22 protein-coding genes and 1 tRNA gene are annotated in these 22,580 nt (G+C 61.1%); 5 read left to right on the forward strand and 18 right to left on the reverse strand.

Going from position 1 to position 22,580, the window contains the following annotated elements; translation table 11 throughout:
- The first annotated feature begins 43 nt into the window (after positions 1-43).
- The 3 genes from FGE21_RS05145 to FGE21_RS05155 are packed head-to-tail and all read left to right on the forward strand — an operon-like array spanning position 44 to position 5,217.
- The gene (locus FGE21_RS05145; protein WP_139662218.1) at positions 44-1,330 is read left to right on the forward strand and encodes a hypothetical protein; all 1,287 of its coding nucleotides are present in this window, start codon (positions 44-46) and stop codon (positions 1,328-1,330) included.
- A 1-nt stretch (position 1,331) separates the two neighbouring features.
- On the forward strand, positions 1,332-4,715 hold the full coding sequence (locus FGE21_RS05150; protein WP_139662219.1) for a hypothetical protein: 3,384 nt from the start codon (positions 1,332-1,334) through the stop codon (positions 4,713-4,715).
- Positions 4,716-4,725: 10 nt separating this feature from the next.
- The gene (locus FGE21_RS05155) at positions 4,726-5,217 is read left to right on the forward strand and encodes a hypothetical protein (RefSeq protein WP_139662220.1); all 492 of its coding nucleotides are present in this window, start codon (positions 4,726-4,728) and stop codon (positions 5,215-5,217) included.
- Between the two features lie 59 nt (positions 5,218-5,276).
- Here the strand turns inward: FGE21_RS05155 and FGE21_RS05160 are convergent, their stop codons facing one another.
- Together FGE21_RS05160 and rocF are read right to left on the reverse strand one after the other, a co-directional pair.
- Complete coding sequence (locus FGE21_RS05160; RefSeq protein ID WP_139662221.1) at positions 5,277-6,323, reverse strand: ornithine cyclodeaminase; 1,047 nt, start codon at positions 6,321-6,323, stop codon at positions 5,277-5,279.
- A gap of 44 nt (positions 6,324-6,367) precedes the next feature.
- Positions 6,368-7,297, reverse strand: coding sequence for an arginase (gene rocF / locus FGE21_RS05165; RefSeq protein ID WP_139662222.1), 930 nt, complete (start codon positions 7,295-7,297; stop codon positions 6,368-6,370).
- A gap of 108 nt (positions 7,298-7,405) precedes the next feature.
- Here rocF and FGE21_RS05170 point away from each other — a divergent pair, with 108 nt between their 5' ends.
- Complete coding sequence (locus FGE21_RS05170) at positions 7,406-7,837, forward strand: Lrp/AsnC family transcriptional regulator (RefSeq protein WP_139662223.1); 432 nt, start codon at positions 7,406-7,408, stop codon at positions 7,835-7,837.
- 75 nt (positions 7,838-7,912) lie between these two features.
- Here FGE21_RS05170 and FGE21_RS05175 read toward each other — a convergent pair whose 3' ends face one another.
- On the reverse strand, positions 7,913-8,377 hold the full coding sequence (locus FGE21_RS05175) for a disulfide bond formation protein B (RefSeq protein WP_139662224.1): 465 nt from the start codon (positions 8,375-8,377) through the stop codon (positions 7,913-7,915).
- Complete coding sequence (locus FGE21_RS05180) at positions 8,374-8,952, reverse strand: YqaA family protein (RefSeq protein WP_139662225.1); 579 nt, start codon at positions 8,950-8,952, stop codon at positions 8,374-8,376. The genes FGE21_RS05175 and FGE21_RS05180 overlap by 4 nt, the downstream gene beginning before the upstream one ends.
- A gap of 167 nt (positions 8,953-9,119) precedes the next feature.
- Here FGE21_RS05180 and FGE21_RS05185 point away from each other — a divergent pair.
- Positions 9,120-9,205: transfer RNA gene (locus FGE21_RS05185), tRNA-Leu, on the forward strand.
- Positions 9,206-9,355: 150 nt separating this feature from the next.
- Here the strand turns inward: FGE21_RS05185 and FGE21_RS05190 are convergent.
- The 14 genes from FGE21_RS05190 to FGE21_RS05255 all read right to left on the reverse strand — a co-directional run bounded on the left by FGE21_RS05190 (position 9,356) and on the right by FGE21_RS05255 (position 22,516).
- A complete protein-coding gene (locus FGE21_RS05190) occupies positions 9,356-9,865 on the reverse strand; it encodes a tyrosine-type recombinase/integrase (RefSeq protein ID WP_139662226.1) in 510 nt (169 codons plus the stop codon).
- Entirely contained in the window at positions 9,801-10,772 is a 972-nt protein-coding gene (locus FGE21_RS05195; RefSeq protein ID WP_139662227.1) for a GTP-binding protein, read from the reverse strand. Before FGE21_RS05195 ends, FGE21_RS05190 begins: the two co-directional genes overlap by 65 nt.
- On the reverse strand, positions 10,769-11,074 hold the full coding sequence (locus FGE21_RS05200; RefSeq protein ID WP_139662228.1) for a hypothetical protein: 306 nt from the start codon (positions 11,072-11,074) through the stop codon (positions 10,769-10,771). Before FGE21_RS05200 ends, FGE21_RS05195 begins: the two co-directional genes overlap by 4 nt.
- 56 nt (positions 11,075-11,130) lie before the next feature.
- Positions 11,131-12,033: a polysaccharide deacetylase gene (locus FGE21_RS05205; RefSeq protein ID WP_139662229.1), complete on the reverse strand. Its 903-nt coding sequence runs from the start codon at positions 12,031-12,033 to the stop codon at positions 11,131-11,133.
- A 43-nt stretch (positions 12,034-12,076) separates the two neighbouring features.
- On the reverse strand, positions 12,077-13,429 hold the full coding sequence (locus FGE21_RS05210) for an amidase (RefSeq protein ID WP_139662230.1): 1,353 nt from the start codon (positions 13,427-13,429) through the stop codon (positions 12,077-12,079).
- Positions 13,430-13,439: 10 nt separating this feature from the next.
- The gene (locus FGE21_RS05215; RefSeq protein WP_139662231.1) at positions 13,440-14,546 is read right to left on the reverse strand and encodes an ABC transporter ATP-binding protein; all 1,107 of its coding nucleotides are present in this window, start codon (positions 14,544-14,546) and stop codon (positions 13,440-13,442) included.
- Between the two features lie 69 nt (positions 14,547-14,615).
- Positions 14,616-15,839: a PotD/PotF family extracellular solute-binding protein gene (locus tag FGE21_RS05220; protein ID WP_139662232.1), complete on the reverse strand. Its 1,224-nt coding sequence runs from the start codon at positions 15,837-15,839 to the stop codon at positions 14,616-14,618.
- 67 nt (positions 15,840-15,906) lie between these two features.
- Entirely contained in the window at positions 15,907-16,662 is a 756-nt protein-coding gene (locus tag FGE21_RS05225; RefSeq protein ID WP_139662233.1) for an SDR family NAD(P)-dependent oxidoreductase, read from the reverse strand.
- A complete protein-coding gene (locus FGE21_RS05230) occupies positions 16,659-17,375 on the reverse strand; it encodes an SDR family NAD(P)-dependent oxidoreductase (RefSeq protein ID WP_139662234.1) in 717 nt (238 codons plus the stop codon). Before FGE21_RS05230 ends, FGE21_RS05225 begins: the two co-directional genes overlap by 4 nt.
- Positions 17,372-18,223, reverse strand: coding sequence for an ABC transporter permease (locus FGE21_RS05235; RefSeq protein WP_139662235.1), 852 nt, complete (start codon positions 18,221-18,223; stop codon positions 17,372-17,374). Before FGE21_RS05235 ends, FGE21_RS05230 begins: the two co-directional genes overlap by 4 nt.
- Positions 18,224-18,226: 3 nt before the next feature.
- Positions 18,227-19,093 (reverse strand): ABC transporter permease, encoded by an 867-nt coding sequence (locus FGE21_RS05240; RefSeq protein WP_139662236.1) that lies wholly within the window; start codon positions 19,091-19,093, stop codon positions 18,227-18,229.
- Positions 19,090-20,175: an ABC transporter ATP-binding protein gene (locus tag FGE21_RS05245; RefSeq protein WP_139662237.1), complete on the reverse strand. Its 1,086-nt coding sequence runs from the start codon at positions 20,173-20,175 to the stop codon at positions 19,090-19,092. Before FGE21_RS05245 ends, FGE21_RS05240 begins: the two co-directional genes overlap by 4 nt.
- 233 nt (positions 20,176-20,408) lie before the next feature.
- The gene (locus tag FGE21_RS05250; protein ID WP_139662238.1) at positions 20,409-21,395 is read right to left on the reverse strand and encodes a GntR family transcriptional regulator; all 987 of its coding nucleotides are present in this window, start codon (positions 21,393-21,395) and stop codon (positions 20,409-20,411) included.
- Positions 21,392-22,516 (reverse strand): PotD/PotF family extracellular solute-binding protein, encoded by a 1,125-nt coding sequence (locus FGE21_RS05255; protein ID WP_255731373.1) that lies wholly within the window; start codon positions 22,514-22,516, stop codon positions 21,392-21,394. The genes FGE21_RS05250 and FGE21_RS05255 overlap by 4 nt, the downstream gene beginning before the upstream one ends.
- Between the last annotated feature and the right edge of the window lie 64 nt (positions 22,517-22,580).

Raw genomic sequence — 22,580 nt, forward strand, 5'->3', positions numbered from 1 at the left:
ACTTTAATTCACCGGTCCAGTTTTCAAAGGAGCTGACGCTCGCATGGTCGATTTCGCCGTCTCCGGTCCCGAACTCAAGACGATGGTCAAATTCGCGCGGAAACAGCCTGTTGCTTTTGCCTTCAATCCCGGAAAATCCAACTCAGAACACTACCTTGGGATGCACCGGAAACGGGAACCGGCCCTGATCGCCAAGGTGGCGAAAAAGGAGGGGGCCGGAGCGAAGGTCGCTTTTGGCTCTGCTGAGGTCGACGGGACATGCCTGATCCTGACCTGTGACCGCATCCTTCCCGCGCTGGCAAAGCAGGTGAAGAAATACCTGAAATTCAACAAGGTATCGTTGAATGTTCAGGTTCTGGACCGCGATGGAAACATTCTCGACTCTGACATCGAGGACAATATCGCGGAGGATCCCGAGCTGATGGAGGAGACCGCGGGTCCGTCGGTCGTTGTCGCCTCGCAAAGGGCCCCGGTCCCAACGCCGGAGCCATTGGATGCGCAGGACATTGCAAGCAGACTGGAGGCGCAGCGGTCACGGCTGGCGACATTGCCTGGCGATGCCCAGACAAAGCTGCAGTCTGCTATCGCCCAGACAGAGGCCCTGATCACCTCCGGAGACCTCGCAGCCGCGTCGGAGCGGATCGACGTGATCGAGGCCGCGATCACCAAGGTTGAGGAGAGGCCCGGCGCCAAGCGGTCGGCTGACAAAGAGGCGATCCTGCAATTGATCCCGCGCCTGAAGGCCCTGAAGCAAGCCGTGGCTGCGGTTTCGGACGCCGGAGTGCAATCTCGGCTCAGTAGATCACTTGAGGATGCAACCTCACACCTGCGCGCGTCGGAAACGGTGTCGGCAGCCGAAACCCTCGCAGGGGTCGAACAGGCCCTTGCCGAGCATGGCCGGACAGCCGCAGCGGCAGGTGGGGCAGGTGGGTCGTCCGGCGCGCGTCTTCTGCCAATTTGGCAATCGGCACGAGAAAGCGTTGATGTTCAGTTTTCGGCGCTGCAGGCCGCGATGCGGTCCAGAACACACCCCCTGTTTCAGCGTGTTGCCGATGCCGGATTCAATGGCATAACCGGCAACCGTCTGGTGCGCCTTCAGGCCGCTCTCATGGACATGGACACCGCAACGGAGGCCACCCGGGCGACGGCGCTCAAAAATCTCAGGAAAGCGCGGTCCGACATGCTGGAGTTCCTGAAGTCGGACAAGCTCCTGCCGCTGCTGGAAACCAATCCGCTCGGTGTCAAGGTCAACGTCCGCAGCACCTTGGCCCGGGCGCTGAAATCCATCGATCTGTCGCTTGCCGGCGATCACGGCGACAAGGAGGCCTAGGATGGGAGAGCCGCTTGACGATCTCTCCGACGCGGAGGATCTCGCCTGGTTGACCGAGGTTGCCCGTCTGATGAACATCGAAATCGATCTCGATGTCCCGGATCCGCAGGCGGTTGAAACAGAGGCCTTGCGGGGCCGGGTGATGACGGCGTTGCGCCGGGTCGTGCCCGCCGATGCAACGGCGCAGATGCTGGTCGCGGGGGCGCTTGCGGATGAGCTGTCAGACGTCTTGGCGACGGCCCACCGCCTGAGCGCCGAGATTGGGGAGGCCACTGAGGATCGGCTGCGTCAGATTGAGGAAGATATCGCTGCGCTTGGACCCGTTCTGGATACGGTGCGACGGCGGGTTGGCGACCGTTTTGAGCGGCGAGAGAGCCTGTCCGACGACTTGACCAGCCTGATGCCGCCCGCGGGATGCGTCTCTGGAGAACACTCCACGATCATGGCTCAACGCGACAAGATTGCCCTGACGCTGCAGACCGACCCGATGACGCCCGGAGCACTGGACCTTGCAGAGACCGGTTTGGTGGATCTGCGCCAGAGGATCGCAGAGGTGACAGCAACGGTGACTGCGCGGGCCACGCGGGCCCGGGAATGTCGCGACGCGGCCGGGTCCTGTGACGATGTGGTGGGATGGGACAGCGGTGAGGCCGCACGGATCGCCGAGATTCGCACGCGAATCGACAGCGCCCTGACATCGGATCCGTTGACGGACGAGGCACTGGGAACGGCCGGGCAGGCGCTGGCGGAGCTGCGCCTGGTCACGGAGGAGATCGCGCAGGCCGTCAAACTGCGGACGGAGGAACACCAACGCATCCGGGACAAGGGCGCGGCTGTCACGGAAACCGGCTATCTTGCCGATCAAAAGACACGCCTGAGCGACGCGCGCAACCGGCTGGACACCGCGCTTGAGCCGCCGATCACCACGGACAGAAATCAGGCCGCGGATGACGCCTGCACGGATCTTTTGCGCCTGGCGGACGAGGTGGCAGAGGAACTGGCCTCTCTTGGCGGCAGCGACAGCATCGAGGCGCTGTGCACCGCCGCCGGCACCACCCTCGACGACTATGCGGAGTTCGAAGCGAGGTTCGGCGGGCGCAAGGCAGTTTCCGAATTGCTCAAGGTCTTTGCCGCCGAGGAATTGGGCTCGGTTGCGAAAACGCTCTCTGCCGAAAAGCTGCTGTCGCTGGCGGATGCATTCGGCGGCGCCGCTGCGTTCAAAACGGCGATGAAGGATCTTGGCGGTGAGGCTGCGGTGAAAAAACTCACCGAGAGCGGAAAGACCGAGGCCGAGATCTTTGCAATCTGCACGGACTTTGGCACCTCCTTCGTGGCCGAGCTGTTGAAGACGGGGGACGGGCGTGGGGTGAGCGATCTTCACGCGGCTTTCGGCACGGATATAGCTGCGTTCAAAGCGCTGACCTCTGAGTCTGGATTAGAAAGCAAACCCAAAGCCTTGCAAGCGATTCTGCAGGTCGGATGCGCAGGAAATGCGGAGAAATTCCGGGACTTCTGCAAAGGGTTTTCCGAGGAGGGTGACCGCCTCCGGCTCAAGCAAATGGTCGAAATGGGAGGCCTCGGGGAGGCGCCGGATACGCTCGGTGCGCTGATTGCCACAGGCTGCGACGGGGATCCGGCCGAAGTGATCCGGCTGGGCCAGTCAATGGCGGACGCGGGGGCCATGAAGGGGCTGAAACAGATGCTGACCACCGGCGGCCTCGCCGGCACGGACGGTCTGGCTGGTCCCGAAGATACAGATCCCAAATGCCTTGGGTTCATGTTGAAGTTCGCGGGCGGTCCGCGCTCTGTCGGGCAATCGGACAGTGACTACGCCAGTCAAAGCTGCGCCGCCTTTGCGGCTCTCTGCGCCGGTATGGATTCGGCGGCATGCGCAGGATTGAAACAAACCATCCAAGACAGCGGCCTGTGTCAGGATCCCGAGGTGCTCGGGCATCTGATCGGCACCGGATGCAAGGCGGAGGCGGGCCGTCTCAAGGCGCTGACGACCGCGTTGAGCACTGCCCCCAACGGTTTGAATTTGAAGAACCTCCTGCAAGACGGAGGATTTGGGACACTGGACGGCGGCGGGCATGCCAATGGGACTGAAAAGGACTGTCTCGCCCAGTTGTTTGCGGTGGGGTGCGATGGTGACCCGACCGGGTTGACGACCCTTCTGGCGGCGCTGAATGACACCACGGCCTCCCCCAATGCGCTTGCCGACTTCAAGGGGGTGATGATTGCCGGGGATCTTGGCCGGTATCCGGCGGTGCTGGGCGATCTCTACAAACACGGATGTCTTGCCGATCCCGATGGTGCAGCGGACGGAACCGGCACCAAGGCGCCCGGGGTTCTGATCGATATGCTCGCCGGTTTCAGCGGCACCACCGATGCCCCGAAATTCAAGAAACTGCTCGATGATGGCGGGCTCAGCCAACGGGATGCCACCGGCAAGGAGTCGCGACTGGCGAGCATCATGCGCTATGGCATTGCGCCGAAGGACGGCTCTGCAAAAGCGGGTGGCGCGCTCCGGGGGATCTATGACGCCTTCATGACCGGCGGCGATCACATGGCGGATCTGAAGACCACGCTGGATGCGATCGATTCTGCGCCGGACTGGGTCCTTGAACCCTCTGCTGACGGCGCGCCGATGCAACCGGGCAAGGGGCTGCGCAACATCATGTTTGCGGGCAGCACCCGGAACGGGAACCCTTCCGATCTGAAGACCTGTTTCTTTGACAAGCTGAACGCCCGGGACGGAGCGCCCCAGACCGGAATGACGCCCAAGCTGGATTTGAACACGCTGATCTATACGGCTGCGTCGTTTGAATGTGAAACTGTCCCGCCGAGCCAGCAAACCGTGGCTCTGACCCCATCCGGCAAGGCGGCGACCAATCTACGTGCTGACCATGTGTTGGAACGGCACACGCGCAAGAATCACAAGTTCCAGCTGCTCTCGATCAACGCCAACACGCCCGTGACGCTCTATCCGCGCGACGTGGGCTGCGCCGAAATCAGCGAGGCGGTCACCAAATCGCTCGAAGGGTTCCCCGGTGGCCCTCCTCCCTATCAGCGGATGCTCGGGGGCGGCAGTCCGGACACAAACCTTCTGCGCCCGGATGGTGTCACGGCCCGCCGAAGCCCACCGGAAGATGTGGACGACCTCACCGGGAACTACGGGTATTTTTCGCCGGTCAACGGCTCATATACCGACGCCGACGGTCATGTGCAGCCGGTCACCAGCAAGATCGGTTTCAACCCGGACCCCGGCAGCACCGATACCCCTCCAAAAACCTACGTCGGGCAGTTCTTTCCTGTTAGCGGACCAAACCTGCAGAAGGTACACAACAAGGACATGCACGCCATCAAGGACGCGCTGAATATATGAGGCCGAGCGTATGACTGCGAACCCCGTATCCGTCGAATTTGAAGTGATCCTGGGACCGGATCGTATCGTGCCGGAGCAAGAGCTGCCCGGGATTTTGGCACGCGAGCCCGACGCGTTCGATGTCAGCTACCTGCAGGAGGGCAGGCTGACGATCAAATCAAAGGACGCTCTGTACGACATCGATGATCCGCTGTTTTTCATGATGCCCGCGTTTTGCTTTGATGCGGTGATCAAACTCCTGGCCGGCGAGCCCGCCCCCTATGCCAGCTGGGGCACGGCGCAGGAGGTGACCCTGAACGCCGAGGACGACAGGATCACCATCAGCGGCGAGGATATGGATCCGCAAAGCTACCCCAAAGAGGCAGTGCTACAGGCGCTCCTTGATGCGGGGATCCGGTTCCGGACCATCGCCGCTGAGATCTGGCCAGACGCGAGCCGGGAAGACCGCGATGGCCTCGGGCCACGGTCCGATGCGGCCATCAAGGCGCTGTCAGGCGACTGAGTGATGCGGCGTGGGGTTGGCCAGCCGCCCTGCGGACCACCCCCACCGATTTTTTGCTGTCAGACCTGGGCCCGCTGAACCATGCCAAAGAGGTCGCGCGGGTCGTCGGGATCTGCCAGCATGTCGAGGTCGACAAAAAAGCCGGTGCCCGCGATACGATCCCGGATATACCGCAGCGCCGAGAAATCCTCGATCGCGAAACCGACACTGTCAAAGAGGGTTATCTGACGTTCGCCCGTGCGGCCCGGTTTCCTGCCAAGGATGACTTCCCACAGCTCGGTCACGGCGAAATCCGCACCCATCTGCTGTATTTCGCCCTCGATGCGGGTTTGTGGCGGGTATTCCACAAATACATCAGAGCGATTGAGAATGGCTGCTGCCAGTTCTGTCTTGCCCGGGCAATCGCCACCAATCGCGTTGATATGAACACCGCTGCCGACCATATTGTCGGTCAGGATCGTCGCGCATTGCTTGTCGGCGGTGCAGGTGGTCAGGATCTGCGCGCCTTCGATCGCCTGTTCCGGTGTTTTGCAGATGGTCACATCGACACCGAGGCCTGCGAGGTTCGTTGCACATTTCTCGGATGCGGCGGGATCGATATCATAGAGGCGCACGGCATCAATTCCACAGATCGATTTCATCGCGAGGGTCTGGAACTCCGACTGGGCGCCATTGCCAATCATCGCCATTGTGTGGGCCCCTTTGGGCGCGAGATATTTCGCCACCATGGCCGAGGTCGCAGCCGTGCGAAGCGCGGTCAGGATGGTCATTTCGGTGAGCAGGACCGGATAGCCGGTGTATACATCCGCCAGCAGCCCGAATGCGGTCACCGTCTGCAAACCTTCGGAAGTGTTCTTGGGATGCCCGTTCACATATTTGAACCCATAGGCCTCGCCGTCGGAGGTCGGCATCAACTCGATCACCCCGACATCCGAATGGCTGGCGACCCGCGGCGTCTTGTCAAACAGCTCCCAGCGCTTGAAATCCGCCTCTATATAGTCGGCCAGATCCCGCAGCATCTGCTCCACGCCGACATGATGAGTGAGCCGCATCATATTGTCGACGCTGACAAAAGGGACCAGGGCCTTGTCTGAGGGTTGGGTCATTTCAATGTCCTTTCACAAGAGGTCCGGCGCGGTGCCCCGGCTGATCACGCGTTGTAGCTTCGGGTGGGGCGGTCAAAGACCCGTCGTCCCATGGAGGAGGCACAGAGATCCACCATCAGATGGGCCGTCCGCCCGCGATCGTCGAGGAAGGGGTTCAGCTCGACCAGATCCATCGAGGTCATTAGCCCGGAATCGTGCAGGATCTCGCAGACGAGGTGACCTTCGCGGACGGTGGCGCCACCGGGCACCGTGGTGCCGACCGCCGGAGCCACGGACGGGTCGAGGAAATCCACGTCCAGTGACACATGCAACATCCCGTTCTGCTCGGCGACCCGCTCCAGAAAACCGGTCAGCGGGCGGGCAATGCCGTTTTCATCGATGTCGCGCATGTCATGGCGGCGGATACCGACCGTCTCCATCGCCTCGCGCTCTGCCGTATCCACAGAGCGGAGCCCGATCATGCAGACGTTCTCAGGCGGTACCGGATGCGGAACCGGGGGAAACCCCTCAAAGGGCGCGCGATTGGTGAAGTAGCTGACCGGGGTGCCGTGCAGGTTACCGGAATCGCTTGTGTCGAGCGTATGGTAGTCTGAATGGGCATCCAGCCAGAGCACGAAGAGCGGACGGCCCACCGTGGCCGCATGATTTGCCACCCCGCGCACAGTCCCCAGCGCAAGAGCATGGTCGCCCCCGAGAAAGATCGGGACACCGCGCGCCATCGCGGCTTCGGCGGCCTCGGACAGGCTCTCGGTCCAGGCGCGGGTCAGGTTGGGCTGGTACAGTTTACCAGAGCCGTCGTCGGGCGCGTGGGGGGCAGGGATGACATTGCCGATGTCTTCGACCGTGTGACCCAGGCTCTCAAGCGCGGCTGCGAGACCGGCGGTCCGGTAGGCGTCTGGCCCCATGAGGCACCCCGCACGCCGCTTGCCGCTGTCAACGGGCGCACCAACAAGAATACAATGACGAGTGGACATACGGCTCTCCGTGATTTGGTCTGCCCCTGATATTTCTCCGAATTGAGGTGGAAAACAGAGGGCAAATTGCTCATAAGGGGAGAAGAAAATTCAAAACGGAGGCCAAATATGGACAAAACGGATGAACGCCTGATCAGTGCGCTGCGTCATGACGCCCGGGCGTCGCTGTCTGACCTTGCGTTGCAACTGGAATTGTCCCGTACCACCGTACGCAGCCGGATTGAACGCCTGCAGGCCCGTGGAGACGTGCTCGGGTTTACAGTGGTGCTGAAAGAAGACGTGCTCCGTGATCCGATCAGAGGGCTGATGATGATCGGGATCGAAGGCCGGGGCACGGCGCGGATTACCCGTCAGCTTCAGGGGCTGCCGGAGGTCCGGGCCATCCACACAACCAACGGGCGTTGGGATCTGATCCTTGAGCTTGGAACCGAAACCCTTGAGACGCTGGATGAAGCGCTCGCCAAGATCCGCATGTTTGATGGTGTAGTGACCAGCGAGACGAACCTTCTGCTGGCGACAAAGAAGGACAGCCGGGTCTGAAATTTCGAGCGGGTCATAGGTTCGGAACGGGCCCAGGGGATCTGTGATCCGGGGCAGCTGTACGGGGGTTCGTGGTCAGCGCACAGACCGTGCCGCCGCGATCCAGAGCGCCGCCAAGCCCAACGACAGGACTGCGTTCCAGCCTGCCATCGACAGGCCCAGCATTTCCCAGGGTATGTCGTCGCAGCGCACAAGGGGCGCGGACATGATCTGGTTCATCAGCTCTTCGCTGCTTAGCCCCTCTATCGGCCCGGAGGTGCATGTTGTCGGCCCCTCCCACCAGCCACGTTCCACTCCGGCATGAAAGGCACCGATGCCTGCGGTCGTGAATGCGGCCAGCGCCCCGAGATAGGGCAGGATGGCACCCGGGATCACCAGGGCCAGCGCCCCGAAGCCAACGGCGGCAGCATGGGGATAGCGTTGCCAGATGCACATCTTGCAGGGCGCGAGCTCGCCGATATGCTGAAACGCGAAGGCCCCAAGAAGCAGCGCCGCAGATCCGCCTGCGGCCAGCAAAACAAGAAATCGGCTGAACGTCATAGATACCTCAGAACAAGAAAGCCACCCAGCAGGAGGGCACAGAAGACGGTAAAGACCAGTCCAAGCCGTTTTTCAATGAAGTCCCGCACCGGAGCGCCGAATTTCCACAACAGCCCCCCGACCAGAAAGAACCTCAGCGACCGGGCCAGCAGCGACGTCGCCACGAAAGTCACAATTGGCATGCCGGTCCAGCCGGACATGATGGTAATGACCTTGTAGGGAAAGGGTGTCACACCGGCGATCAGCACGGCCCAGAACCCGAAATCGTTGAAGCGGGTATTGAACTCCGCCATCTTGTCTGCCTTGCCCATGGCCTCAAGGATGGGCTGACCGATGCTGTCGTAGAAGAACGCCCCGATCACATAGCCCAGAAGCCCGCCTGCAACCGAGGCCAGCAGAGCAACCAGCGCAATGAGCCAGGCGCGCGATGGCCGCGCCAGGATCATCGGGATCATCAGGACATCGGGCGGGATCGGAAAGACGGAGCTTTCCACAAAAGCGACGGCAGCCAGCCACCACAGCGCCTTGGGATGATCGGCCAGAGCCATCGTGCGGTCATAAAGGGGGCGTAACATCAGTGACATAAAGTCCAAACTGCAGATCATCGCAGCCGGGGTCGCATGGGTCGGCCCGGGCGTCAACTCAACAGTGCGCGACGGGTCGGATTTTCCGTCACTTTCCTCTCTCTTGCGTAATTTTGCCTCTGGACCTTGGGCAAAAGCGACGGTAGGAAATGCCTCAGGCCCAAGTGGCGGAATGGTAGACGCAGGGGATTCAAAATCCCCCGCTGGTGACAGCGTGCCGGTTCGAGTCCGGCCTTGGGTACCATCGCAAAGCATTGCTTTCGCTAGAGAAAACCGCCGGTCGCAAGATCGGCGGTTTTTCGTTCAGGGCTGGCTTGACTGGTGTTACCCACAGCCGATACCCACAGTCACGTTCTGTTCCCGTTCTGGTCTCTGCGGCTTTGAGCCGCCCGACTCAAAGTCTTTCGGCTGGCTTTTTTCTATAGTAGGCCACCATTTCCGCGCTCTGTCCGGTCACCGCCTGGATCTCGGCGTCGGTCGCTCCTGCCTCTGCCAGCTCGATAATCGCGAGTTTGCGCAGGCCATGCAGGGTAAACGCCCTGGCCTCATCACCCAGATTTTTGCGCCATGCCGCGAATTTCTTTTGCACAGCGTCATATCCAAGTGGCTGCGTCAGATTACGCGCCATCAGATGGGCTCCCTTTTTCGGGAGGGAGCTGACGTATTCCCGTAGAAACTCAGGGCCGTAGATTTCGAAGGACTGACCTCCTTTTTCGTCGGTGACCTTCATGTAGTGATCCGAAAACTGATCGAAACGCATCGCCACAGCCGGACCAGGGCGCTGGCCGGTGCCCCTCATCACGCAAACCCTCGCCAAACGGCGCAAACACCGACGCGGCTCAGATCGTGGCTGAACTTTTACCCCTGAAATAGGCAAGTGAGTTGCGGAGATCTTCGCTTTCATAGCCGCGACCGATAAAGACAATCTGGTTTCGGTGGTCGTGATCCGCGGTGGGAAGACGTTCGGGCGGCTGGACGGATTTTCGCACTGCCTGCAGCAAAAGCGGGCCCGCGGGCGTGTCGAACACACCTTTGACCCGCACCAGGTCGTCTCCGCGCGCATAGAGCAGGGCCGAGAGCCAGACCGAGAACGTGGCCCAGTCCACATCCGGAGGGATCTCGATCCTGGTGGGGAGGATCGGAGCGGTGCCGTCTGACAACAGCGGCAGTGCATAGGCTTTGGCCTCCGGCAGGTTCGGCAGGCAGACGGCAAGGCCCTTCGCCGCCGCCTCGATTTTTGCACCGGGGTTCAGCTGTTTCACAGTCGATTTGACGGCCGCGAGTGTAGGGTCGGTGACGGTGTCAACCTTGGTCAGGATAATGCGGTCGGCAGCCTCAATCTGTGCGCGGCTCAGGTGTTCGCTGTGCAGCTGTTTGACCGCGTGGAGCGCGTCCACAAGCACGATGGTCTGGACCGCACGGATATGATGCACCAGCACCCCGTCGGACTGGATCGCAGTCAGAATGGCAGCAGGATCGGCAAGACCGCTGGTCTCAAGGATGATGTGATTGCTGCCGCGCGCTTTGGCGCTTTGGCGGCTTCGGGTGTCACACAGGGCCCGCAATGCGGCGATCAGATCCTCTTTGCCGGTGCAGCAGGCGCAGCCCCCAACGAGCAGCGTCATGCTGGCGGCCTGCGCGGCGAGCAACGTATCGTCAACGGGTGTCAGGGCCGCTTCGTTCACGAGGATATGAGCCGCGGGAAAGTGGCCCTCGAACAATTGATGGCGCAGCCACGTCGTCTTTCCCGATCCCAGGTAGCCTCCCAGGATGGTCAGGCGCAGGCGGCCGTCGTCGGTTTGCGTGGTCATTGGGGGGCGGCGGGCGCTGCGGTAAAGCGCGGGGCAAGCGGGTCAATAGGAGCGCCGATCTGACGTGCGGCCTCTTCCCAGACGGCTTCGAGATCGGGCAGCAGAGCAGTCCGGCCGGTGAAAGAAGACAGCGCGAAACCCGGTCCGTGACCGGGCGGTCGGGCGCTCAGCCCATAGCTGTTGAGCAACCGGTTCAAAATCTGCGCGCGCCGCATTTGCAGCCGCAGACGGTCGCCGGCATTATCCGCTCCCGCGTCGGTCCAATGGCCGGGGCGTGTTGGAAAACCACAGGCGTTGCACATCTTGAGACCTCATAGCTTGGGCATAGGGCAGCGCAGAGCGCGCTGCCCGCTGGTGATCAGATCACTTCGGGACGTTTGTCGCTGTCAAAGGGGAAGCGTTTGCGGAAGTCGTCCGCGATGGTGTTGAAGTCCACCCATTCGACGCCGGAATGTTCATTGATATAGTCGATCAGCCGCTCCAGCATCAGCAGCACTTGCGGGCGGCCTGCAACGTCGGGGTGGATGGTGATCGGAAACACGCCGTATTCCATCTCGCGGTAAACCCAGTCAAACTGATCTTTCCACATCTGCTCGATGTCGCGCGGGCTCACAAAGCCGTGGCTGTTGGGCGCATTCTTGATGAACATCATCGGGGGCAGGTCGTCGACATACCAGTTCGCACCAATGTCCACCAGGTCGATCTCTTTGCCGTGTTTGAGCGGGTGCATCCACTCCTGAGCGGTCTTGGAATAATCAATCACGGTCCACTCGTCACCGACGCGGGCATAGAAGGGCTGGAAGTCGCGATAGCTTTGACTGTGGTCGTAGGAGAAGCCGTACTTGCCGAGGAGGGCCGCGGTCACGTTGGACATTTCCCACCATGGGGCGACATAGCCTTTTGGCGCCTCACCGGTGAGCCCTTTGATGAGCTCGATCGACTTGACCAGAACGTCCTCTTCCTGGGATGGGGTCATCGCGACGGGGTTTTCGTGCAGATAGCCGTGGGCACCGATCTCGTGGCCGGCTTCGACGATCATATCCATCTCCTTGGGGAAGGTCTCAAGCGAGTGGCCGGGAATGAAGAATGATGTCCGCATCTCATATTTTTTGAACAGGCGCAGCAGCCGCGGCACCCCGACCTCTGTCGCGAAGATACCGCGTTGAATGTCATTGGGGGAATCGCCCCCGCCATAGGACCCGATCTGGCCCGCGACGGAGTCGATATCGGTGCCAAAGGCACAATAGATTTTCTTGCTCATTTCTCAGTCTCCTCTGATTTTTCCAAGTGCTGTCAGGGCGGCGTCAGCCGCGGATGATGTCTTCGCATCCCATGGCCGCGGCCAGCAGGGCGGTATCCTGGCCCGTCGGCGCCGAGAGCAGAAAACCGGTGGGCATGCCGTCCGCATCGGTGCCATTGGGGATAGAAACGCCGCACCAATCCAGAAAATTGCCCAGCGACGTGTTGCGCAGGGTCAGGGCGTTGGCGCGGAAGAATTCATCCTGATCCGCTTCCAGGGGGGCGGTCTCCATCGCGGTCGTCGGCGTGGTCGGGCACAAGACGATGGCCGTGCCGATGGCTCTGGCTGTCGAGGCTTTGGTCCGGGTCCGGGCCTGTTGAAGCAGAAGCACGTCGACTGCACTCATGCGCTCGGCCAGTTTGATGCGCCGGACCACGCGGGCGTCCATCTGCTGCGCTGCAGCTCCGGAGATCCGGTCGCGATGCAGCGCCAGCGCCTCGGCACCGGCCAGAACACCATGTTGCGCGATCAGGTCGCTCAGCTCGGAAAGTTCGGGCAGGGAAATCCGCCGGATGCGGGAACCTGCGTCCTGCAGCCGCGATACGGTGGCGTCAAAGTTCACGGCGACGGCGGGTGCCAGGTCCCCGAGCAGGACGTCATCGGGAATAACGAAGTTGAGCGTGGCCGGGTCTGCGGAAGGGGTCTCTGGCGCGTCTTTGCCGCGCAGAACCGCATCGAACAGCGCACAATCCGTCACGGTGTGGGCCAGCGGACCGATCGTGTCGAGCGATCTGGCCAGCGGATATACCCCCTCCATCGGGTAGCGTCCGAACGAGGTCTTGTATCCGACTACCCCGTTGAATGCGGCCGGTATCCGCACCGATCCGCCGGTGTCCGAACCCATCGAGAGAGGCACGATCCCAGCCGACACAACCACGCCGCAGGCCGAGGACGATCCGCCGGGGCTGCGCGCCTGTCCGGCAGGGGCATGGATATTGCGCGGGGTGCCATAATGCGGGTTGAGGCCAATACCGGAATAGGCGAACTCGGTCATATTCACCGTGCCGGTGCTGATCATGCCCGCCCGGTGGGCCGTCGCCACCACGGGCGCATCTGTGGTCGCCGCGGGATCGGTTTTGGTGACCACGGCCCCGGCGGTGGTCACGCGGCCCTTGAGGTCAAACAGATCCTTCCAGGCAACGGGCACCCCATCGAGCGGGCTGGCGGGCAGGCCGGCCCGATACCGCAGCCGCGACGCCTGCGCCTCGGTCATCGCCCGGTCTCGCAGAGTGTCGATATAGATTGCATCGTCGCCATGCGCCGCCAGCCGGTCAAAAACCTGCTCCGTCACGGTCACCGGGTCAAGTTTGCCGGAGCGCAGCCCAACAGAAATATCGCTTGCGGTCAGAGGAGCCATCTGAGCCCCCTCAATGGTCGATGACAGTGGAATTGGCGGACTTCCACGCAATGAACGCGCGCCCCCCGGCCTTGAGCCTGTCGCGATACTTGTCCACATGGCCTTCGACATTGATCAGTTTGCCGTCGGCGAAACGCACGATCATATGCATGATGTGGCCCACGATCTGCAGGCTGTCGATGGTGCAGGGGATCGCGTTGGAGCCAAAGCTGGCGCGGATGTCATCCTCGGGCACATCGGCGGGCACAAGGTCCACCGCTTCGGCGGGCAGAATGATGCTCATCTCTCGTCCCGGGTGCGCGTCGAGGCCTGCGCGGTTGGCGCCGCCAAAGGTGCCAAAGGCCGTATCCAGCATCACCGTGCCGTTCTGTTGTGTCCGGACGGTTCCGGGCAGGATGGCGTTGGAGCCGATAAAACGGGCCACGAACTGGCTGCTGGGGCGGGTATAGAGTTCACGCGGGGGGCTGACCTGTTCCACCCGACCTGCGTTCATCACCACGATCCGGTCCGACAGGGCGAGCGCCTCGGACTGTGCGTGGGTCACAAATACAAACGTAATCCCAAGATCGCGCTGGAGGAGTTTTAATTCATTCTGGATGCTTTTTCGCAGGTTCGCATCAAGCGCGCCAAGCGGTTCATCCAGCAACAGGATGTCGGGTTCGACCACCAGCGAGCGGGCGAGCGCGATACGCTGCCTCTGCCCCCCCGACAGGCGGGTGGTCGCCATATCCGCAATGCTGCTCAGACCCAGTTTTTCAAGAATTTCATCGACTTTGCGGTTTGCTTCGCCGCGCGGCATCTTCTTGACTTCAAGGCCAAAGAGCACGTTCTGGCGCACATTCATATGCGGAAACAGCGCGTAGTTCTGAAAGATCATCGAGGTGGGGCGCTTTTCGGGCAGTTGATCATTCACGCGTTTGCCGCGGATCATCAGATCGCCGGAGGTGACCGTTTCGAACCCCGAGATCATCCGCAGGGTGGTGGATTTCCCACATCCCGAGGGGCCTAGGAATGCAATGAATTCCCCTTTATCGACGTCCAGATTGAAGTCGATAACGGCCGGTGTTCCATTGTCGTAGGTCTTGAAGACATTTGTAAGCTGAAGATCGTAGGCCAAGGGAAATCGTCCTGTTCGGGGGGAGAGGGAAGGGTGGGTTCAGCCGGTTGGCCGGCTGAACCGGGGGCGTTATGCGGAAAGGAATTCGTCCCATTTTTGAATGAGCAGGTCGTATTCATCCGGCCATTGGTGCCAGTAGGCGACGTTGGAGGCGCGTTCCTCAAGCGAGCCGCCATCCCGCAGATCGCCCTCTTTGATACCGCGCTCGGTTGCGCCAACCCAGGGTTTGCCCTCGTACCAGAAGGCATATTTGTCGGCGTCCATGACGTTTTTGACGTTGGTTGTGGGGGAGTAGTAGCCCTGTTCGGACACCGCGATGGCGGGGGGACCGGACAGCCAGTAATCGGCGTAGGCTGCGACCGCTTCGAGGTTCGTCGAGGTCTTGAGGGGGGCGACCCCGATTGCCCAGCCACGGTAGCCGCTTTCCATCGTCGCATAGGAGCATTCAACGCCCTGCGCCTTGACGGCCATGACAGCAGGCTGCCAGGCGTCGGCAATGACCATCTCGCCCGATGCCAGCAGGTTCACCAGCTCGCCAAAGTCCCCCCAAAGCGCTCTGAACTGCCCTTCTTTCTTCTTGGCAATCAGGAACTTTGCCGCTTCTTCAATGGCTTCGGCGTCCGGGTTGCCGGGGTTGGAGACTTCCAACAGACCCAATTCGTTCATCGCCAGAACCGCCTGACCGAATGCAATCAGCGGGTCAACGTTCAGGCCGGTCTTGCCCTTGAATTTGGGATCGAACAGCGACGACCATTTGGAGGCCTCCTCTGCTTCGACAAGGTCAGGGCGATAGCCAATGGAGTCGAAATTGTAGACCGTCGGCACCATATTGAGGCGCGTCTGGCTTTCGTCTTCCCAGATCTGACCAACGATCTGACGGTTGAGGTCCCAGCGGTCGGACGATTTGGTGAACGTGTCGCGGATCCCGGCCCAGTTCTCGAGGTTTGCGGCCTCAATCGGTGCCAGCTTGTCGGTGGCAACCATCGCCGCAAGGCGTTCACCGATGATTTCCCAGCAATCATAGGCATCTGACCCGGACAGGATTTCCGTCTGGGTGTTGGGGAAGATGTCGGCCTTGCCGCTGACGGCGCCGACGCCGGATTTCTGTTTGAAGTCGTTCAGGATGCGTTCCTGAACCGTCACCGACAGGCCGACAGTGCGCAATTCCTGGTTGCCCAGTTCAGCCGCAAAGGCCTGCTGCGCGCCGAGAAACGGCACCCCGCCAGCCGCAAGCGCGGCGCTGCCTGCTGTGGTCTTCAAAAAGTTGCGTCGAGAGAGAGTCGCATGTGTCACTGTTATACTCCTTGTTGAGGTCGTTTGATTTTGGTTGTTTTTGGGAAGGCAGACCTTCCTTTGGTGTTCAGTAGCGCCCGACCATCAGCCCACCGTCCACGGTAATGACCTGTCCCGTCAGATACCGCGCGGCATCGGACGCGAGAAAACCCACAACATCAGCAATGTCGGCAGGCTGACCGATGCGTCCCAGGGGCACGATATCGCCCACTGTTTTGGCACCTTCGGGACCAAGTGAATGTTTCTCTGACAACAGCTGAGCGGTGCGGATGTAGCCCGGTGCCACGCCGTTGACGCGCACCCCGTGCCGGCCCAGTTCCACCGCCAGCCCCCGCACGAGCCCGACCACGCCCGCCTTCGCGGCGGAGTAGTGGACATGTTCGTCCCAGCCATAAGCGACGCCCATGATCGACGACAGACAGACAATCGCCCCGCTGCCGCGCGCCTTCATCCCGGCCGCGGCAGGGCGGATCACCCGCAGCATCCCCTTGAGATCGATGTCAAAGGTCTGATCCCATTTCTCGTCGGTGAGGTGTTCGAGCGGAACACGGTGCGCAATGCCCGCGTTTGCGACGATTGTGTCGATCCTGCCAAAACGGGTTTCGATGTCCTTGACCACGGCATCGACGCGCCGGGTGTCGGTCACATCAAGATGCTGAAATTCGGCTTCGCCGCCCGCCTTGCGGATCTCCTGCACCACATTGCGGCCCTCATCCTCCAGCACATCGGTGACCACGACATGGTCTCCGCGGGCGGCGAGCGCCTTGGCGGTGGCCCGTCCGATGCCAATTCCGGCGCCGGTGATCAAAGCGATTGAGGTCATAGCATTACGTCTCCGGAATTGGGGGAAAGGGTCTGGCCTACGTATATCCGCGCAGCGTCAGAACAGAGGAATGCGACGGTTTCGGCCACATCTTCCGGCTCGCCAAAGTGGCCCAGTGGCAGCTCGGCGGCCTTGGCCGACCGCCAGTCGTCTGACAGGGCGCGCACGAGCGGCGTGTTGATCGGGCCGGGCGCCACGGCGTTGACGCGCACGCCCCCGGTCGAGACCTCGCGCGCCAGCGCCTTGGTCATTGCGATGATCCCGGCCTTTGCGGCGGAGTAGTGGACCAGTTCAATTCCTCCGATCTGCCCCAGTTGCGACGCCATGTTGACCACGCAACCGGATTTTCTTTTCAACATGTCGGGCAGGACCGCGCGGGTGCAGAGATAGGTGCCGCGCAAGTGGACCGCGATCATGCGGTCAAAGTCGGCAGGCTCCAGATCGACGAAGCGCGACTGATGAACGTGGCCTGCATTGTTGACCAGATGCGTTGGCGCGCCGAATACCTCGGTGCAGCGCTCGACCATGCGCGCGACATCAGCCTCGTTTGAGACATCGCCTTGCACGGCCACGCCGCCGATCTCCTTTGCTGCGCGGTCCGCGGCCTCGGCGTCGTAATCATTGACGACGACATTGTATCGGAGGGCCGCGAGCTTTGTGGCGACGGCAAGTCCGATCCCGGATCCTGCGCCTGTAATAATGACGGTTTTCATGCGATGTCTTCCTGCATAGCCATCTTCTTGGCGCGCCGGACGCTCAGCGCCATCAGGATGCCGTAGACCGATAGCAGCGCGAATGAGAACAATGTGGTCATGACGCCAAAAGCGAAGATGTTGGGATGAATTTCGACCGAGAAGGTGCCGTAGATCGCCAGCGGCAAGGTCTGGTCCCGCCCGGATGCAAAGAGGGTGCGCGGGAACTCGTCGAAGCTCAGCGTGAAGGCAAAGAGCATGGCCGACAGCACGCCCGGAAAAATCAGCGGAAAGGTCACCTTGCGGAAGGTTCTGATGGGGGACACGCCCAGCGACCAGGAGGCTTCCTCCACCGATCCGTCAAAGCGGTTGAGGATCGCCAGCATCACCAGGAAGGCAAAGGGGAAGGTATAGACCACATGGGCGAGAAACGCCGTGCTCCACCAGTGCCGGTCAATGCCCAGCACATTGTTGGCGAGCAGCGATGTGCCCAGCCCCGTCAGGACGCCCGGCACCATCATGCCCAGCACAATCAGGTAGAACACGATGCCCGACCCGCGGAACCGTTTGCGAAACGCCTGTGCGGCCATGACGCCAAGGACAGTCGAGGTGACCATTGTCATGAAGGCCAGCACCAATGACCGGATCAGCGCTTCGCCAACCGGCAAGGGTGCGATCCGCGAGGGCGGCGTCAGGCCGAAAAGGTGCTGATACCAGTAGGTTGACCAGGAGAGGATCGGGAACTGGGGACCGCCTTCGGGGCCTTGCTGGAAGGACAGGATGCCCAAAACGATGAACGGGCCATAAAGAAACAGGATGAACAGGCCGACGTATACGGCGAGGATCGGTTTAAGGACCTTGGATTCCATCTCTCAGATCTCCCGCTTCAGGTCGACAATGCGCAGAAAGCCTGCAACCACGATGCCCAACAGTATTGTCAGGATTACTCCGACGACCGAGGCCATCGCCCATTTCAGCGATCCAACCTGGGTGACGATGATATTGCCGAGGAGGTTCACCTTGCGTCCCGACAAGGCGCCTGATGTGGCGAATTCCCCGAGCACCATGACGCTGACAAAGATAGAGCCGACCACAACGCCCGGCAGGCTGAGCGGCAGGACGATCTTCCAGAAAATGCGCCCAAAGCCTGCGCCAAGATCGCGGGCGGCCTCGATAATATTGCGGTCGATGCGCCCCAGCATGAAGGCAATAGGGCCGACCATGAAGACCACATAGATCTGGGTCATGCCGATGATGACCGACAACTCTGAAAACAGCAGCACTTCGATCGGGCTGTCGATGAGGCCGAGCTTTTGCAAAATGATGTTGATCGCGCCCTCCTTGCCCAGCATCGGCCGCCAGGCCAGCACGCGGATCAGGAAGGAGGTCCAGAAGGGGATCACACAGAGCACCAGCAGGATGGTCGAGACAGTCTTGCTCTTGACCAGCAGCCCCACATAGAGCGCCGCAGGATAGCCGATCAGGATGGTCAGCGACAGAACGATCAGCCACAGGCGAATGGTCGTCCACAATGCCCCGACATAGGCTTCGGAGCCGAAAAAATTCTTCCAGCTGTCGAGGGTCAAGGTGGAGTTGATGGCGAATGTCGTCTGGGTCCAGAATGAAACATATAGGATCATCATGATCGGAGCGACGAGGAACAGGATCATCCAGACAACGCCGGGGGCGAGCAGGCGGACGGTGTTTGACGTCTCCCGGGACGGGGTTGCAGCGCTCATCTTGCGGTTTCCTTTCCGAATACGATCGCCTGCGCGGGATCCCATGACAGTGTGTATTTCTCACCGACCGTCAGATCGCGCGGCTCACCAAGGCTGAGGTGGTGGTCGACCTCGACGGTTTTGCGGTCCTCGGTCTCGAACAGGAAGACGATTGACGATCCGAGGTATTCGCTGGCGAGGTAGCGAACGGGCAGAGCCGGACCCGGCAAATCCACCACGTCTGCATCGAAGATACGGGTGCGGTCATATCGGATTGCGTAGACGTCGCTTGTGTTCGCCCGGACAGAGGAGACGGGCGTCGCGCCGAATGGTCCTTCAAAGATGGCACCATCAAGCCGGCCGTCGAAGAGATTGAACCTATTGAGAAACAGCGCCACATCCGAGAGGGCAGGGCTGTCGTAGATCGCCTCCGGCGTGCCGTATTGCACGATCTGGCCTTTGTCCAGAACGGCCACCTGATCGCCCATCGCCAGCGCTTCGGTTTCGCTGCCGGTCACATGCAGGAAGGTCACGTCGAGCCGTTCACGGATGGCGCGAAGCTCGGTCTGCATCCGTTCGCGCAGGTTGGCGTCCAGTGCCCCCAGGGGTTCATCCAAAAGCACCAGCTTCGGCTGCAGCACCAGCGAGCGCGCCAGCGCAACACGTTGTTTCTGACCGCCGGAAATCTGATCGGGGCTGCGATCTTCCATCCCGCTGAGCCCCACCATCTCGATGGCGCTCGACACCCGGTCGGTGATTTCGGCGGCGGATATTTTCAGGGCCCCATTGCGCAGACCGAAGGCCACGTTCTCAAAGATCGTCAGATGCGGGAACAGGGCGAAGTTTTGAAACACAAAGCCAATGCCACGCTCATGCGCCGGCAGGTCGGTGATATCGCGGCCTTGAAACCAGATACGACCGGTGTCCGGCTTCTCAAACCCTGCGATCACGCGCAGAAGGCAGGTCTTGCCGGATCCCGAGGGCCCAAGCAGGGCAATATAGCTGTTGTCTTCGGCGACAAAATCAATGCCGTCAAGTGCGGTCAGGTCGCCGTACTTATGCGTCACACCCTCCAACCGAAATATAGGTTCGCTTTGCGTCATAGAGCCCTCTCTCTTTTGCGAAGGCCGCCCTCATTCCGGGTTGGGGCAGCAATAGGACGGTTTTCCGGCGCCCACATCGCAAATTGTATAAAGTATGAAATGGCTAATTTTGTGCCACGGCAATAGCCATCTTTTCGAAGGTTTCCGTGAAATACTCTACCTGAGATAGAAGATTTGCCGGAATGTGAACAATTATTCCACATCACAAATGCCTTTTGGATGCGAAATGCATTTTAGTGGACCGGAATCAGATATGGGGGCCGCGACTCGCTTTCGGGAATCAGCGCCACAATCTTGAGCCGGGCGAGGCTCTTGAACGACAGGATGCGCAGATGTTCCTTCAGGTAGGCCGTTGCGGCATCGGTTTGCCGGGAGCCGATCAGCTCGAACAGAATGCGGTATTGATCCTGCGCGACTGGATCTTCCGGCAGGCCAAGATCGCTGAGCGCTTTGTCCATCGCCGAGAGCAGTAGGCGGTTGTTGCTGATGATTTCCACCAGCGCGCTGTTTGGCGCCCGTTCAAAGCACAGCCGCATCAGGGCATCATCCAGTTCAGCCGAGTCCTTTACCTTGCCGCTGTCGATCTGCTGACTGATCTCCACGATCTGAGCGTGGTCGATGTGGTCGGCGGCCTGTATCAGGGCGGCCGGTTCCATGATGCTGCGCAGCTCGAATTTTTCGCGCAATGTTCTCGCCGTCAGCGGCCCGGCAAGCCAATGCGAGGTTGCGCCTTTGCGGATCAGCCCACGTTCATTCAGTCGGCTGAGCACGTCGCGGGCCACGGTACGGCTGACGCCAAGATGGTTGGCCAATTCGGTTTCAATGACCCGAAACTCGCCAAAAATCTGGCAGGAGGCGATTTCGGCCTCGACCTTGTCATAGACCCGCTGCCAGGTGCCGCGCACCGCAAGGGCCGAGCGGGATATGTGCGGAATTTCAAAGCCGAACTCTTCGAGCGGCCTGCGGATCGGGGCGGGGTTTGTCTGGCCGTCGCCCACCAGATATCCGCGCCCGCGGAACCTGTGGATCAACCCTTCGGCGTTCAGCATCCGCAAGGAGGCCTGCACAGGCGCGCGGCTGGTTTGCATCAGCTTGGCGATCGGCCCTTCGATGAGGACAAACCCATCCGGCAGGCGCCCCGAGCGGATATTGTGGCGCAGAACGCTGCTGATGGTTTCATAGAGCGGCGCCTGCCCAGGGGGTGTGGGTTTCGGGCTCATGAGGCGGGGCTCCCCAGCGACCTGATAAAGCGCTTCCAGGCGCGGGCTGCGTAATTATATTCGTCCATGACGGTATTCCAGAGCGCGATCCTGCTGACCCGCTCCCGGTAGGCCCCGCCGGGGCGGCGCTGGCCAGTGCGGACGACGATCCTGCCGTCCGGCCCCTTGAGGTCGCAGCGCGCGGGATCTCCATCATACCAATAGCCCCATTCCTCCGGGCTCAGATATTCCCGCACCCCTTTGGAATTCGTCATATAATGTCCCTGCCGCGCCATCAGCGCTCCGGCCGGGCCGGTCAGCCACCAATTTAGATATTCATAGGCCATGTCCAGTTTTGCGCCTGTAAGGTGGCGCGCGAGCGATGCACCACCATGCCACGCCCGGTACCCTTCACGCGGCACGCTTTCGCGAAAAATCCCCGTCATCTCGCCCAGGTTTCCATAGGACGGCGACCACATGCTCTGCACTGAGACGCGGTCTGCCTGAATGAAGGCTTCGGCCTCGTCGGGCGACAGCCAGCTGCCGACAAAAAAACCTTGTTGTCGCAGGGTTTCGAGCAGCGCCATCAGGCTGTCGATTTCGTCTACGGTCATATTGCCGATGTCCTGAAACGTCAGATCGCCATTGGCTTCTGCCGCAAGAGCGGCGTCAAAAATGCCGATTGCAGGTTCATCCACCAGGGCGATCCGCCCGCGGGCACGCCGGTCAAGCAGCCAGGCCCAGCTGGATCCCTCCGGCCCCTCATCGCCAAAAAGGCGGCGGTCGAATCCAAAGCTGTCAACGTTATGCGCGGTTGGCAGCATACTGATGGTTGACATTGGGTGTGGTCCCAATGTGCCGTCGGGCTGGACATAGAGCTTGCGCATCGGGGCATCGCCGTGGCCGTGCCAGGTGTACTTGCTGATGCCCCCCGCCTTGGCGAGGTCGCCGATGTCGTCCCACTGCGTGATCCGGTCGGTCTGGATCGGCTGCAGGGCCCCCCAGTACCAAACGATATCGAGGTTGTGGAAACACTGCTCGTAGATGTCGTAGCCCTGCGGGTCGACCGCAGCGCGGTGCTGACAGGTCAGAAAGTCGAGGGACTCGTGCTCAATGTCAAAGCCGAGGTCCGCCACGGCCATGTTACGCACTTGCGCGAGCAAGGTCACATCGGTGCCCCGAACCCGCAGTAAACGCCGCTTTTTG

The sequence above is a fragment of the Phaeobacter sp. B1627 genome (assembly GCF_006265095.1).
GTDB lineage: Bacteria > Pseudomonadota > Alphaproteobacteria > Rhodobacterales > Rhodobacteraceae > Epibacterium.